This is a genomic window from Cyanobium sp. T1G-Tous (assembly GCF_024345455.1).
Taxonomy (GTDB): domain Bacteria; phylum Cyanobacteriota; class Cyanobacteriia; order PCC-6307; family Cyanobiaceae; genus Cyanobium_A.
The window spans coordinates 1-12652 of the sequence record NZ_JAGQBD010000017.1; the positions used below are offsets into that span (position 1 = coordinate 1).

A 12652-nucleotide genomic window follows, 5' to 3' on the forward strand; every position below is an offset into this window, starting at 1 on the left:
TCGGGGCGACAGGATTCGAACCTGCGACCTAGTGCTCCCAAAGCACCCGCGCTACCAAGCTGCGCCACGCCCCGTTGGGAAAGAGCTTAGGGGTGCGTCGGCGCCGTCAGGCAAGGCTCAGTGGCCGATGGATCGGATCAGGTCCAGGAGGTTGCCGCCAGCGGCTGGCGGCTCAACGCCTCGATCGATAAACCAGAGATAGCCGGCTAGGGCATTCAGCCCAATGACCAGCAGCCAGACCCGCCAACCCTCTGGCAGTTTCATCTCAATCGCAGACAGGCGAATCCATCATCCTGGTCAAAGCGGGCCAGGCCAGGGCAGGCCTGGGCAGTTGACAATGCAATTTCTCGCCTATGGTACGGGTGTATTAGCCGCCCAGGGTCATGATTTCCGCCCCGGCATCCGCCCCGGTTTCCTCCCCATACGCCGTCTTCCGCGCCGAAGAGTGGACGTCACATTTGCAGGCCTTTTGTGCTGCTCCAGTCCGGGGTCAGCCCCAGTCCCCTAGTCCTTGCCAGGGCTCGGCTCTGGTGCAGGGCGAATTATTTGAATTCTTGCTCCCCGCGCCTGGCTAGTGTTGAAATCAACACGCGGGGACCTGGTCATGGCGATGAGCTCCGGCAATGGCGACTCAACTGATATCGGTCGCTCGGTGATGAAGTGGGGGCGAGATGGCGAGTTGTCCGTCCTCGACCTGCGTTCAATCCTGGAGCGACTCAGCGCCGTAGACGAGCAAGCTGCCGGGCTGATGGATTGCCCCTTAAATCAGCCCAACTAATTCCTTGGCAGTCAGTTACTCAGCGGCTAGGGCAATGCAGTCGATTTCAACCCGAGCCCCCTTGGGCAGAGCCGCCACTTCGACGCAGGCCCGAGCCGGCGAAACCCCATCGCTAAATAGCTCCGCATAAATCGCATTAACCCGAGCGAAATCGCCCAGGTCTGCCAGAAAGACCGTGGTGCGCAGCACCTGTCCTGGGCTGCTGCCGCCAGCTTCCAGCACGGCCTGCAAGTTGCTGAGCACCTGGCGGGTCTCGGCCTCCACATCACCAGCCCCCACCATCAAGCCAGTGCTGGGATCCAGGGCGATCTGACCGGAGCAATACAGCACTCCCCCCGCCTTCACCGCCTGGTTGTAAGGGCCTACTGGCGCAGGGGCGCTGGCGGTGATTACGGCTTCGGGCTGCATCGGGTGACTCATGCCAGGTCAGGATGGTGGCTGAGCCTATGGCCCTTGCCGGTCCTGCGCCGATCGCCAGCCCCCTTGCCGAGCTGATGCCTGCCGATTTGCCGTTGCGCGAACACGTGCAGCTGCAAGGCCTGTGGCACCGCTACGCCAATGCCACAGCAGGCGACTGGACGTTGCAGGGCATTGATCTAGCCCTTCATCAGGGCGAATTGGTGGGCTTGCTTGGCCCCTCCGGTTGCGGCAAAACCACCCTGCTGCGCTTGATCGCTGGCTTTGAGCGGCCAGAGCGCGGTTCTGTATTGATCGACGGCCGCACCGTGGCCGGTCCCGGCCGCTGGCTGCCACCGGAGCGCCGCGGCGTTGGCATGGTTTTTCAGGACTACGCCCTGTTCCCCCACCTCGACGCCTGGCGCAATGCCTGTTTTGGCCTGCGGCGCGGTCAGGACAGCAGCCGGGCTAGCTGGTTGTTGGAGCTGCTCGGGCTCAATGGCTTGGAGGGCCGCTATCCCCACGAGCTTTCGGGCGGCCAGCGCCAACGGCTCGCATTGGCCCGGGCACTGGCGCCGGGCCCCTCCGTGGTGCTCCTCGATGAACCCTTCTCGAACCTCGACGTGGAGGTGCGCCTGCGGCTGCGCAGCGAGCTGCCTGCCGTGCTTTCGCGCTGTGGTGCCAGCGGCCTGATCGTTACCCACGATCCCGAAGAAGCACTCGCAATCTGCGATCGGGTGGCGGTGTTGCGCGATGGGGTGCTGCACCAATGCGCCAGCCCCAGGCACTTAGTGCAGCACCCCGCAAGCTCCTTTGTGGGCCGCTTTGTGCTCCAAGGCAACCTGTTGCCGGCCCAGCGGTGTGGTGATCAAGTGATCACAGCTCTAGGAAGCCTGCACGCCACAGTCGGCTACTCCCTGTTGCCCCAAGGGGGAACTGCGGGTGATAGCGAGGAGGTGCTGGTCAGTCCGGACGCGATCGGTCTCCATCCAGATGCGGAGGGCGAGGCCTGGGTGCAGGGGCGCGAATTCCTGGGCCGGGAATGGCTCTACCGAGTGCAGCTCGGTGATCTGAAACTGCGGCTGCGCTTGCCTTTGGAGGCCGAATACAGCCGGGGCCAACGCTGCCGGCTAGCCCTGCGCTCCGGAGCCCCCGGTGTGCTCTTCCCATCCCAGCAGGCCCTGCAGGTTGGCCCCTCTGCCCAGCGGCCCTAGCTGGGCCAGTGATCCTTACTAAGCCTCAGCTCGGCCAACTGCTCCGGGCTGCTGGCTCGCACAAACAAATTGGTGGCTCTCTCCAGCTCCACGCTGCTGGGGATGGTGGCTTCGCCCCGGGCACGCGCCGCCCCAACCGCCGCCAGCCGCGCCTCGATAGCACCGGCACAGGGATCACTGGCTGCCACCACCGCGGCAGCCCAGCCCAAATTGGCTTGGGTGTATTCGTGGGCGCACCACACCTTGGTGGCTGCTGGGAGCTGGGCCAGCCGCTGCAGCGATGCATGCATTTCGGCTGCGCTGCCCTCAAACAATCGCCCGCAACCGCCAGCAAACAGGGTGTCGCCGCAGAACAGGTGCCCGGAAGCGGGCAGGTAGTAGGCGATGTGGGCGCGGGTATGCCCCGGCACGGCGATCACCTGCACCTGCTCACCCAGCAACTCAAAGCTGTCGCCATCGCCCACCCCCTTGGTTTGCAGCGGAATTCGCTGCAGGTCGTCGCGGCTGGCCAGCACCGCCGCCTTGGGCCAGCGGGACAGCAGGCCGGGGGTGCCGCCGATGTGGTCGCTGTGGTGGTGGGTGTGGAGGATCGCCACCAGCTCCAGCCCCTGCTGCTCGAGGGCAGCGATCACTGGCTCTGCCACGGCAGGATCGACCACCACCGCCTGGCCCTGGCGTTGGAGCATAAATATGTAGTTGTCGCGCAGTACCGGAATCAGCCCGACGCTGAGTTGCTGCATCGTTAAAGTCCAGTTTGTGGCGCCTTTCCATGATCACCGCTGCACCCCCGGCATGATCACCGTCGCCCTCGCTAAAGGTGCCCTGCTTAAGGATTCGGTGGCTCGCTTTGCGGCCGCTGGCCTTGATTTCGCTGGCCTGCTTGAGCCCGGCAACCGCCAGTTGATGGTGCCAAGCGCCTGCGGTCAGGCCAGGGCCCTGCTGGTGCGCAATGCCGATGTGCCCGTCTACGTGGCCTACGGCCAGGCCCAGCTCGGCGTGGTGGGCTACGACGTGATCCGCGAACACCAGCTGCCGGTGGCCCAGCTGCTCGATCTGGGTTTCGGTGGTTGCCGCATGAGCGTGGCCGTGAAGGCAAGCAGTGGCTATCGCCGCGCCGCCGACCTGCCCGCCCACTGCCGCGTTGCTAGCAAATTCACCGGCTGCGCCCAGGCCTTCTTTGATGCCCTCGACCTACCGGTGGAATTGATCCATCTGGCTGGATCAGTAGAGCTGGGACCGATTACCGGCATGAGCGAGGCAATCGTCGATCTGGTAGCTACCGGTCGCACCCTGGAGGAAAACGGCCTGATCGCCATTGAAGATCTTTTCCACTCCACCGCAAGGCTGGTGGGCCACCCCTTAGCCCTGCGACTCGACGACGGTCCCCTACAGGGAATCGTCGACCGCATCGCTCTGGTTGCCACCCCCCGAGGTAGCTGATGGCAGGCCTTGACCGGCAACGCCTAGCCCGCCTGCTGCCCTACCTCGGCCGTGATCGCCGCCGCCTCGGCCTCACCCTGCTGCTGCTGATCCCGGTGGCCTTCGCAGCTGCAGTGCAGCCCCTGCTGGTGGGCCAAGCGATCGCCGTGCTGCGCCGCGAGCCCACCCTGGGCTGGCTTGATGGCATGGCGGTGCCGGAGGCCCTGCGCCTGCTGGTGCTTTTGCTGCTTGGTGCGGTGATGCTGCGTCTGGGTTTGCAGGGCATCCAAACCTTCAACGTTCAGGCCGTTGGCCAGCGGCTCACCGCCCGCATTCGCAACGACCTATTTGCCCACGCCATGGCGCTGTCGCTGCGCTTCCACGACCGCACCCCCGTTGGCAAGCTGCTCACCCGGCTCACCAGTGATGTCGATGCCCTAGCCGAGGTGTTTGGCAGCGGCGCCGTGGGCGTGCTGGCCGACCTAGTCACCCTGCTGGTGATCGCGGTCACGATGATCTCGATCGAATGGCGGCTCGGACTGTTGCTGCTGGTCAGCCAGGTGCCGGTGGTGCTCGGCATTCTTTGGTTGCAAGGTCGCTTCCGTAAAGCCAATTACCGGGTGCGCGAGGAGCTCAGCCAGCTCAACGCCGATCTGCAGGAAAACCTCCAGGGCTTGGAGGTGGTTCAGATGTTCCGCCGCGAAGCCACCAACAGCGCCCGTTTCTCCCAAGTCACCGCCGCCTATCGCGAGGCAGTCAACGGCACAATCCTGTTTGACAGCGCCATCTCGGCCTTCATCGAATGGGTGGCCCTGAGCGCCGTGGCCGTGGTGCTTGCCCTGGGCGGCTGGATGGTGCTCGGCAGTGCCATGGGCCTAGGCACCCTCACCACCTTCATCCTTTATTCCCAGCGGTTGTTTGATCCCCTGCGCCAGCTGGCGGAGCGCTTCACCCAGATCCAGGGGGGCCTCACCGCTGTTGAACGCATCGGCGAGCTGCTCGAGCAACCGATCGAGATCGCTGATCTACCCGCTAGTGAACGCTCTGCTGCAGCCATTCAGAGCGGCACTAAGCGGTCCAGTGCTGGTGAAGTGATCTTCGAGAACGTGTCGTTTGCCTATCGAGAAGACGACCCGATCCTCACCGATCTTTCCTTTCGCATTGCTCCCGGTGAACACGTGGCCCTTGTGGGCCCTACCGGCTCAGGCAAAACCACCGTGATCCGGCTGTTGTGCCGGCTCTATGAGCCCCAGCGCGGCCGGATCCTGCTCGATGGCATCGACATCCGCCAATTGCCGATTCCCACCCTGCGCCAGCGCCTTGGGGTGGTCCTGCAGGACACCTTCCTGTTCAGCGGCAATGTGGCTGACAACCTGCGCCTCGACGCTCCGATCAGCAGCGAAGCCCTGCATCAGATCTGCACTGAGCTGGGCCTAGAGCCCCTGCTACGGCGCCTGCCTGATGGGCTGGCCACCGAGCTGCGTGAGCGCGGCGGCAACCTCTCCTCCGGTGAGCGCCAGCTTTTATCGGTAGCCCGGGTGGCAATCCGCGATCCCTCAGTGCTGGTGATGGATGAGGCCACAGCCTTTATGGATCCCTCCACAGAGGCCACCCTGCAGCGCGACCTTTCGCGGCTGCTGCAACAGCGCACCGCCATAGTGATTGCCCACCGCCTTGCCACTGTGGAGGCCGCAGATCGCATCTTGGTGTTGCGCAAGGGGCACTTGATTGAGCAGGGCAGCCACAGCGAGTTGCGCCTGGCGGGGGGTGTCTATGCCCAGCTGGCCGACCTACAGGAGCGGGGCCTGGCGGCGCTCTGAATCAATCTTCAGACCCTGGCAACTGGCTGCTAGAAAACCGGCTCAGCCACTGCTGAATCGGTGCCGCCAGTTGCTCCGGCATCTGTCCCATCGGCAGGTGGCCAGCTCCAGCCAGCTCGATGAACTCGTGCTGTCGGGCGTAACCGGCCAGATGGCGCACGTAGCGAGACGCCATTACCTGATCGCGTTCGCCGGCAATCCACAGGCTTGGCACCTGCAGGCATGCGGTGAGCTGGGGCAGCTGGCGCACCGCCCCTCGGCCGGTGCTGCAGGCCAGCAGGCCCTGGGCAGCCCGGCGCTCGGCGACCAGGGGGCTGCGCACCGGATCGCTGCCCGGCAGCTCCGCCAGCCAGCCAGGCCGCCAGCGCAAAAACAGGGCGCCGCCGCGGCGCACCTGGGCAAAGGCTCGCGGCTGATACACCCCACCGCCAGCGGCGATCTGGATCAACCCCACCAGTTGCTCGCCCAGTAGGGGCGCCGCATGAAGGGCGACGCTGCCCCCGAGCGAATGGCCCAGCAGCACTATTGGTCTGCCGCCCGCCTGCTCCTGGGCCGCTGCTGCTAGCCAGCGGCCATAGCTGGCCAGGTTTGGCTGCAGCCCCCGGGGCCTGGGCCGCTGGCCGAAGCCGGGTAAATCCGGACTCCACATCTCCCAGCGTGGTGCCAGGGCGGCAGCTAGGGGCTTCCACAGCCTGCCGGCCAGCAGCCAGCCATGTAGTGCCACCAGCAGGGGGGAGGGGGCTTGGGGCACCAGCGCTCGGCAATCCGTGCCCCCCAGGCTGGCGCAGCGATCGCAGCTCGAACGACCATCGGGCAGGATCGTTCCATTGCGTTGCACCCGCCCCTGTGGCTTCGGCCGAGCTCCTCACCAGCCTCTACGGGGACCAGCACCGGCTCTGCCCCACGCCCAATTCCCAGCTCAGCCTGGTGCTCAGCCGCGAGCGGGAAATCGATTTGTTCGAGCTTGAGCGGCTCTGCGATGCCGTGGGCTGGAGCCGCCGGCCCCTGCGCCGCGTGCGCAAAGCCCTGCAGCACAGCTTGCTGCGGGTGGGGCTGTGGCGCCACGACGCCCGGATGCCCAAGCTGGTGGGCTTTGCCCGCTGCACCGGCGATGGCGTCGTCGAGGCCACTGTCTGGGACGTGGCAGTACATCCCCTCTATCAGGGGGCTGGGCTGGGCAAGCAGTTGATGGTTTACGTCCTCGATCAGCTGCGCTCGATGGAAGTGGATCGGGTCAGCCTGTTTGCCGACCCAGAGGTGGTGGCCTTTTATGTCGCCCAGGGCTGGGAGCTTGAGCCGCTGCAACGCCGTTGCGCCTTCTGGTATTCGCCTTAGCGCCGGCTTCTATGACCCCCCTTCGTAGTAGCGACTAGCCAGCTCCTCGGCACTGCCGCCCCGCCGCCAGGCCCGCCGCAGCTGGGCGTTGCTAAGTGCCGTCTGCCATACGCCCAGCTGCTGCCAGCGGCGACCGTCAACCCTCAGCTGGGCACCCAGCGGCCGTAGCCGGCAGTGGCGCCGCAGCCGCAGCGCCAGCTCCAGGTCTTCCATCAGGGGTAAGGGCTGCAGGCCCCCTGCCCGCTGCAGCAGCGATCGGGGCAGCAGCAGGCCCTGGTCTCCATAGGGCAGCTGCCGCCAGCGGCTGCGCAGTGCTACACCCGCCTCCACCAGCCGCAGGCCAGGGCCAGTACCAGCGATCTTCAGGTCGAAATACCAGGCCGCATCGATTTGTTTTGGCCCATTGAGGTCGATGGCCCGTGCCACGGCCTGCTGCCAGCGCTCTGGCAGGCGGGCATCGGCATGCAGCAGCAGAAGCCAGGAGCCGCCGCTGCTTTCAACTCCCAGACAAAACTGCCTCCCCCGGCCGGGGGGGCTGGCCAGCACCTGGGCACCAGCTAGGGCCGCCACCCGGGCGCTGGCATCGGCGCTGCTGCCATCCACCACCACAATCTCCTTCAGCAATTCCCACCCCGCCGCCAGATCGGCAAGCAAAAGTGGCAGCCGCAGCGCCTCATTGCGGGCCGCAATCACCACGGAGAGTGTTGGGGTAATGGTGGTTGGGGTGATCAGCGCCATGGCAGCAAGTCCCTGGCCCAGTCGAGGTCGCCGCGGCGGGTTAGCAGTTCCGGCTCCAGGCCCCGCCGCGCCATTGCCGCCAGGGTTTGCTCGAGCACCTGCGCGCTCCCCCAGGCGATGCCGGCGAGCAGCTCCGGGTCGGGACGCCGCAAGCCAATCAGCCAGTAGCCCCCATCTTGGGCCGGGCCCAACACCCCATGGCGGTGCCCAAGGGATGTAAAGGCGGCTGACAGGTCGCTGGCTTCGAGCTGGGGCAGGTCGCTGCCTATCAGCACCACCTGGCTGGCCCCTTCCCTGGCGGCGCGCTGAAACTGGCGCTGCATACGCAATCCCAGAGCCCCTCGCCCCTGCAGCACGGTTCTATCCGCCCCCTGCGCCTGGCCCCAACGCCTGGCGGCGCGGCTACCCAAGCCCTCAACGGCAAGCACCAGTTCAAGGCCGTGAACCTGGCGGGCTTCCCTAGCCGCCGCCAGGGTGTGCACTGTTAGCCGCGCCTGGATTTGGGCGGCCCTGGCTGCACCAAGCTCTCGGGCCAAGCGTCGCTTGCAACGCCCCGGAGCCGGCCAGCGGGCCATCACGATCAGCTGGCGGCTGCAGGTAGCGCTCACCCCTGGCGGGGCAGTTCCGCTGGCTTGAGCTGCAGGGTCAGCCGCCCGTCGCCGCGCCGCAGGGATACGGCCAGAGGCTGACCCACCCGGCCCTGGTCCACTGCCAGCTGCACCTCGGAGGGGTTCTTTACGGCCTTGCCTCCCACCTGGTCGATCAGGTCGCAGGGCTTGAGGCCACCCTCGGCGGCTGGGCTGCCGGGCATCACCTCCACCACCACCACCCCATTCACCTCGGGAAGCCGGCATTCATCGGTGCTGGCGTTGATCTCTCTAGCCAACTGGGGCGTTAGGGCCTGCAGGCGTACGCCGATGTATGGGTGGCTGGCGGAGCCCTTCTCGAGGATCTGGGCGGCGATCTGGCGAGCAACGTTGATTGGGATCGCAAAACTCAGGCCGGCGCCTGGGGCCTGACGGATCGCTGTATTGATGCCGATCACCTGACCCCGATCATTGATTAGGGGGCCGCCACTGTTGCCGGGATTCACGGCGGCGTCGGTCTGGATGTAGGGCACGCGCTGGCCCTCACCCACCGCATTGGTGCGCTGAATGGCGCTGATGATTCCAGCTGTGACGGTGTTATCGAGGCCCAGCGGATTGCCAATGGCGATGGCCCATTCGCCCGGGCGCACTTTGGCGGAATCGCCCAGTGGAGCAACCGGCAGCTTGGAGGCCACCACCTTCACCACCGCCACATCGGTTAGCGGATCGCTACCGAGCACCTTGCCGGTGAAGGTGCGGCCATCGGGCAGGGTCACGGTCACTTCACTGGCTCCTTCCACTACGTGGGCATTGGTGAGCAACACCCCGTCAGAACGAGTAATGAAGCCCGAGCCCTGGCCCTGCTGCTGCTGAATCGTGGGCCCGCGGCCAAACAGGCCGCCCAGGGGGTTCACCACCCGCTTGACTGTGTCGATTCGCACAACGGCTGGCCCCACCTTGGCAACCGCATCAACGATCAGGGTGTTGCCCTGCTGCAGCGGCGGCGTTGGGGGCGCATCACTGATCGGTATCTGGGTGCTCTGGCGGCCAGGCAGCCCAGGCAGCCCTTGGCTGCAGCCCACCAGCAGCAGCGCTGCAGGGGCGATCAGCGCAGCTCGACGGCAGGGGGGGAGGCGGAGCATGGGGATGGAACTGGGCCAGGTCTGAATCCGTTTCATTAAAGACGGCCCTGCTGCGCAACCATGCGTAGATTCGGCTCCTTCGAGACGGCGGAATTCGGTGCAGCAGGGAGAGGAGCTGTGGCACCAGGTTCAGCAGGCCCTGCAGGCCAACCTCAGCAAGCCAACCTTTGAGACCTGGATACGACCGGCTCGCTGTCAAGGATTTGAGGCCGGCCAGCTGCAGCTTGAGGCCCCCAACAGCTTTGCCTGTGGCTGGTTGCGCAAGAACTACCTCGGCACGATCGAGGCGGTTGCCAGTGAGATCGCCGGCAGGCCGGTTCAGGTTCGGGTTTCCGCAGCCAGCGGTGATGACGTCATTGCGGCGTCCGCCAGTGCTGCGGTGGCGGCCGTGGCCCCCGTGGCTGTCGACAAACGTGATGCCGCGCCACGGGCTACGGGCGAGACCCCCCGCAAATTGGCGCCGGGCCTCAACCCCCGCTACGTGTTCAACCGCTTCGTAGTGGGACCCAACAGCCGCATGGCCCACGCTGCGGCCCTGGCGGTAGCCGAAGCACCGGGCCGGGAGTTCAACCCCCTGTTCCTGTGCGGTGGCGTGGGGCTAGGCAAAACCCACTTGATGCAGGCGATCGGCCACTACCGGCTGGAGATCAACCCAGATGCGCGGGTGTTTTATGTGAGCACCGAAACCTTCACCAACGACCTGATCCAGGCGATCCGCAAGGACGGCATGCAGGCCTTCCGCGACCGCTACCGCGCCGCCGATCTGATCCTGGTGGACGACATTCAGTTCATTGAGGGCAAGGAATACACCCAGGAGGAGTTTTTCCACACCTTCAACGCCCTGCACGAGGCGGGCCGCCAAATCGTGATTGCCTCCGATCGTCCCCCCAGCCAGATCCCCCGGCTGCAGGAGCGGCTGATTTCCCGCTTCTCGATGGGCCTCATTGCCGACATCCAGGTTCCGGATCTGGAAACCCGCATGGCGATCCTGCACAAGAAGGCAGAGCAGGAACAGATGGTGCTGCCCCGTGACCTGATCCAGTTCATCGCCGGCCGTTTCACCTCCAACATCCGTGAGCTCGAGGGGGCTCTCACCCGGGCGGTGGCCTTCGCCTCGATCACAGGCCTGCCGATGACGGTGGAATCGGTGGCCCCCATGCTCGATCCCGGTGGTAGCGATGTGGAGGTAAAGCCGGTCCAGGTAATCGAGAAGGTCGCCGAGGTGTTCGGTGTGGGCGTCGAAGAGATGCGCAGCGCTAGCCGCAAGCGAGCAGTCAGCCAGGCCCGCCAGGTGGGGATGTATTTGATGCGCCAGAGCACCAATTTGAGCCTGCCGCGCATCGGTGAAGCTTTTGGTGGCAAGGACCACTCCACGGTTATGTATGCCGTTGAGCAAATAGACCGCAAACTCAATAGCGATCCGGTCCTTTCGCGCCAAGTGCAGCAGGTGCGAGACCTGCTGCAGATTGATTCCCGCAAGCGTCGTTAAACACTTGCTTAATTACATTGAATTCAGCGGCAACCCTGCACTGAAATCCTATAACTGAATCCCAGGGCAGCGGGATCATTGCTTGCCCCTACCTTGAAATTCATTTGGGTTGCCTGCTTGCCGGGCACGCTTGCAAAGGGGCCAAACATTTTGCCTGTGCCCATCGGGGGATTCATCAGAGTATTGAACATCTGCAGACTTGAGCCATCGCTGAACTTCATATTGCCCTCCACTGGGTATTGGGCTTGGGCATCTGAGGAGTTAGCCGTGAAGAAAAACTTGAAGCTGGTGTAGGGCTGGGTGATGAAGAAATCGGTGTTCCAGTTGGTCTTACCGATCAATTTGCCCCGTCCGACCGACTTGGACACGATCGGTGAGCTGCCATTTCCCCCAACCGGTTGCAGAAAGGTGCAGGTGGGGGCAGCGACGGCGCTGCCGCCCCAAAGGGCCACTCCCAGGGCGAATCCGGCTGCGGTACGGCGTGTCAGGGACATGGGGCGATCAAATCAGACTCAAGTTTAGGTGAGCGGACGAGATGGGTCTAGTCCCTCTACTTCACCGTCAAATACACGGCTGGCCGTGATATCTTCAGCCTCGATCGTCATCAGATCGAGTTTGGTTAGGGGGCTGCCGAGGCGGCTGAATAGGCGGTTGGCCTGGCGCATCCGGGCTCTATCGATGGCGTTACGGATCGAGCGAGCATTGGCGAAGAAGGGCAGCTGCATACGCCGGTGGATGTAGTCGGCGAAGGCTGCAGTGGCCTCCTCGCTGAAGCGGTAGTTCTCGGCAGCTAGCACCAATTGGGCAATAGCAAGCAGTTCCTCGGCGCTGTAGTCAGGAAAATCAATATGGTTTGCCACCCGGGACGAGAGCCCTGGATTAGATTGATAAAAAATATCCATTCGCTCCTTATAGCCCGCAAAAATTACTACCAAGTCGTCGCGATTGCTCTCCATCACCTGCAGCAAGATTTCGATGGCTTCGGCGCCGTAATCCCTTTCATTTTCTGGTCGATAGAGGTAATAAGCCTCATCGATGAACAGCACACCGCCCATTGCCTTCTTGAGCATCTCCCGGGTTTTTGGCGCGGTGTGGCCGATGTATTGCCCCACCAGATCGTCGCGCGTAGCGGTCACCACATGGCCTTTACGCACGTAGCCGAGTCCGTGCAGGATTTTGCTCATCCTGGCGGCAACTGTGGTTTTGCCCGTGCCCGGTCGCCCCGTAAATGACATGTGCAGGCTTGGCGGCTTGGTCTCTAGCCCCACCTGCTGCCTGGCCCTGTCGACCACCAGTAAGGCAGCGATTTCTCGGATGCGCGCCTTCACCGGCCGTAGACCGATCAGCTCCAGGTCGAGTTGATCGAGCATCGCCTGAATGCCGGCTCCTTCATAGGCCGCCTGAAGATCAATCACCGTGTCGTTGCCCGGGGCTGGGAGTGTCAACAGACCAGAGCATCAATGGCTGCTGTGAAGGCCCAGTCCGCTGCTTCGATTGGGCCGTCTTCGGTTTCGGCACGCAGCGTCAGGTTCACGTAGGTACGCCCGAAGCTGATATCGGGGAAGCGTTGCTCAGTCTCGCAGAGGGCATTGAGCCGCTCCAGAAAGTCTCTGGTGGTGGCGTAGTCGCTGAATTCAACACGCCGCTCAAGCCTTTCGGCCTGCTCGGGTTTGGGGCGCGGGGTCCAGGGTTGGTCCATTACTTGAAGCTAGAACAGGTCATTTTGGGCGGCTT

The 12652-nt window shown here is 64.3% G+C and carries 16 protein-coding genes and 1 tRNA gene; 6 read left to right on the forward strand and 11 right to left on the reverse strand.

Annotated features, from left to right (window positions below; all coding sequences use genetic code 11):
• A tRNA-Pro gene (locus KBY75_RS10335) sits at positions 1 to 74 on the reverse strand.
• A 43-nt stretch (positions 75 to 117) separates the two neighbouring features.
• A complete protein-coding gene (locus KBY75_RS10340) occupies positions 118 to 264 on the reverse strand; it encodes a hypothetical protein (RefSeq protein WP_254937096.1) in 147 nt (48 codons plus the stop codon).
• A gap of 346 nt (positions 265 to 610) precedes the next feature.
• Between KBY75_RS10340 and KBY75_RS10345 the strand changes: the two genes are divergently transcribed.
• The gene (locus KBY75_RS10345; RefSeq protein ID WP_255023838.1) at positions 611 to 778 is read left to right on the forward strand and encodes a hypothetical protein; all 168 of its coding nucleotides are present in this window, start codon (positions 611 to 613) and stop codon (positions 776 to 778) included.
• Between the two features lie 15 nt (positions 779 to 793).
• On the opposite strand, the gene KBY75_RS10350 is transcribed toward KBY75_RS10345, so the two are convergent.
• A complete protein-coding gene (locus KBY75_RS10350; protein WP_255023839.1) occupies positions 794 to 1198 on the reverse strand; it encodes a RidA family protein in 405 nt (134 codons plus the stop codon).
• Between the two features lie 74 nt (positions 1199 to 1272).
• Here KBY75_RS10350 and KBY75_RS10355 point away from each other — a divergent pair, with 74 nt between their 5' ends.
• Entirely contained in the window at positions 1273 to 2388 is a 1116-nt protein-coding gene (locus tag KBY75_RS10355) for an ABC transporter ATP-binding protein (RefSeq protein ID WP_255023875.1), read from the forward strand.
• On the opposite strand, the gene gloB is transcribed toward KBY75_RS10355, so the two are convergent.
• Positions 2385 to 3128 (reverse strand): hydroxyacylglutathione hydrolase, encoded by a 744-nt coding sequence (gloB, locus tag KBY75_RS10360; protein ID WP_255023840.1) that lies wholly within the window; start codon positions 3126 to 3128, stop codon positions 2385 to 2387. The two genes, KBY75_RS10355 and gloB, sit on opposite strands and share 4 nt — an antisense overlap.
• A gap of 52 nt (positions 3129 to 3180) precedes the next feature.
• Here gloB and hisG point away from each other — a divergent pair, with 52 nt between their 5' ends.
• Together hisG and KBY75_RS10370 are read left to right on the forward strand one after the other, a co-directional pair.
• Positions 3181 to 3828 (forward strand): ATP phosphoribosyltransferase, encoded by a 648-nt coding sequence (hisG, locus tag KBY75_RS10365; RefSeq protein WP_254942343.1) that lies wholly within the window; start codon positions 3181 to 3183, stop codon positions 3826 to 3828.
• Positions 3828 to 5627: an ABC transporter ATP-binding protein gene (locus tag KBY75_RS10370; RefSeq protein ID WP_255023841.1), complete on the forward strand. Its 1800-nt coding sequence runs from the start codon at positions 3828 to 3830 to the stop codon at positions 5625 to 5627. The genes hisG and KBY75_RS10370 overlap by 1 nt, the downstream gene beginning before the upstream one ends.
• A 1-nt stretch (position 5628) precedes the next feature.
• Here KBY75_RS10370 and KBY75_RS10375 read toward each other — a convergent pair whose 3' ends face one another.
• Positions 5629 to 6465 (reverse strand): alpha/beta fold hydrolase, encoded by an 837-nt coding sequence (locus KBY75_RS10375; protein WP_255023842.1) that lies wholly within the window; start codon positions 6463 to 6465, stop codon positions 5629 to 5631.
• An 8-nt stretch (positions 6466 to 6473) separates the two neighbouring features.
• Between KBY75_RS10375 and KBY75_RS10380 the strand changes: the two genes are divergently transcribed.
• Entirely contained in the window at positions 6474 to 6962 is a 489-nt protein-coding gene (locus KBY75_RS10380; protein ID WP_254937091.1) for a GNAT family N-acetyltransferase, read from the forward strand.
• A 9-nt stretch (positions 6963 to 6971) separates the two neighbouring features.
• On the opposite strand, the gene KBY75_RS10385 is transcribed toward KBY75_RS10380, so the two are convergent.
• From KBY75_RS10385 to KBY75_RS10395, 3 genes are read right to left on the reverse strand one after another with little or no spacing between them, the layout of a single operon-like run.
• Positions 6972 to 7700, reverse strand: a complete 729-nt coding sequence (locus tag KBY75_RS10385) for a TIGR04283 family arsenosugar biosynthesis glycosyltransferase (RefSeq protein ID WP_255023843.1) — start codon at positions 7698 to 7700, stop codon at positions 6972 to 6974.
• Complete coding sequence (locus KBY75_RS10390; protein WP_254937089.1) at positions 7691 to 8308, reverse strand: TIGR04282 family arsenosugar biosynthesis glycosyltransferase; 618 nt, start codon at positions 8306 to 8308, stop codon at positions 7691 to 7693. Before KBY75_RS10390 ends, KBY75_RS10385 begins: the two co-directional genes overlap by 10 nt.
• Positions 8305 to 9429 (reverse strand): trypsin-like peptidase domain-containing protein, encoded by a 1125-nt coding sequence (locus tag KBY75_RS10395; RefSeq protein ID WP_255023844.1) that lies wholly within the window; start codon positions 9427 to 9429, stop codon positions 8305 to 8307. The genes KBY75_RS10390 and KBY75_RS10395 overlap by 4 nt, the downstream gene beginning before the upstream one ends.
• A 97-nt stretch (positions 9430 to 9526) precedes the next feature.
• Here KBY75_RS10395 and dnaA point away from each other — a divergent pair, with 97 nt between their 5' ends.
• A complete protein-coding gene (gene dnaA / locus KBY75_RS10400) occupies positions 9527 to 10918 on the forward strand; it encodes a chromosomal replication initiator protein DnaA (protein ID WP_254937087.1) in 1392 nt (463 codons plus the stop codon).
• Positions 10919 to 10941: 23 nt separating this feature from the next.
• Here dnaA and KBY75_RS10405 read toward each other — a convergent pair whose 3' ends face one another.
• Genes KBY75_RS10405 through KBY75_RS10415 form a run of 3 tightly spaced genes read right to left on the reverse strand, consistent with a single transcriptional unit; the run spans position 10942 to position 12617 of the window.
• Positions 10942 to 11412 carry a hypothetical protein gene (locus KBY75_RS10405; RefSeq protein WP_255023845.1) on the reverse strand — a complete coding sequence of 157 codons (471 nt, stop codon included), beginning with the start codon at positions 11410 to 11412 and terminating at the stop codon, positions 10942 to 10944.
• A gap of 24 nt (positions 11413 to 11436) precedes the next feature.
• Positions 11437 to 12363 (reverse strand): CbbX protein, encoded by a 927-nt coding sequence (gene cbbX / locus KBY75_RS10410; RefSeq protein ID WP_254937085.1) that lies wholly within the window; start codon positions 12361 to 12363, stop codon positions 11437 to 11439.
• Complete coding sequence (locus KBY75_RS10415; protein ID WP_255023846.1) at positions 12360 to 12617, reverse strand: 4a-hydroxytetrahydrobiopterin dehydratase; 258 nt, start codon at positions 12615 to 12617, stop codon at positions 12360 to 12362. Before KBY75_RS10415 ends, cbbX begins: the two co-directional genes overlap by 4 nt.
• Between the last annotated feature and the right edge of the window lie 35 nt (positions 12618 to 12652).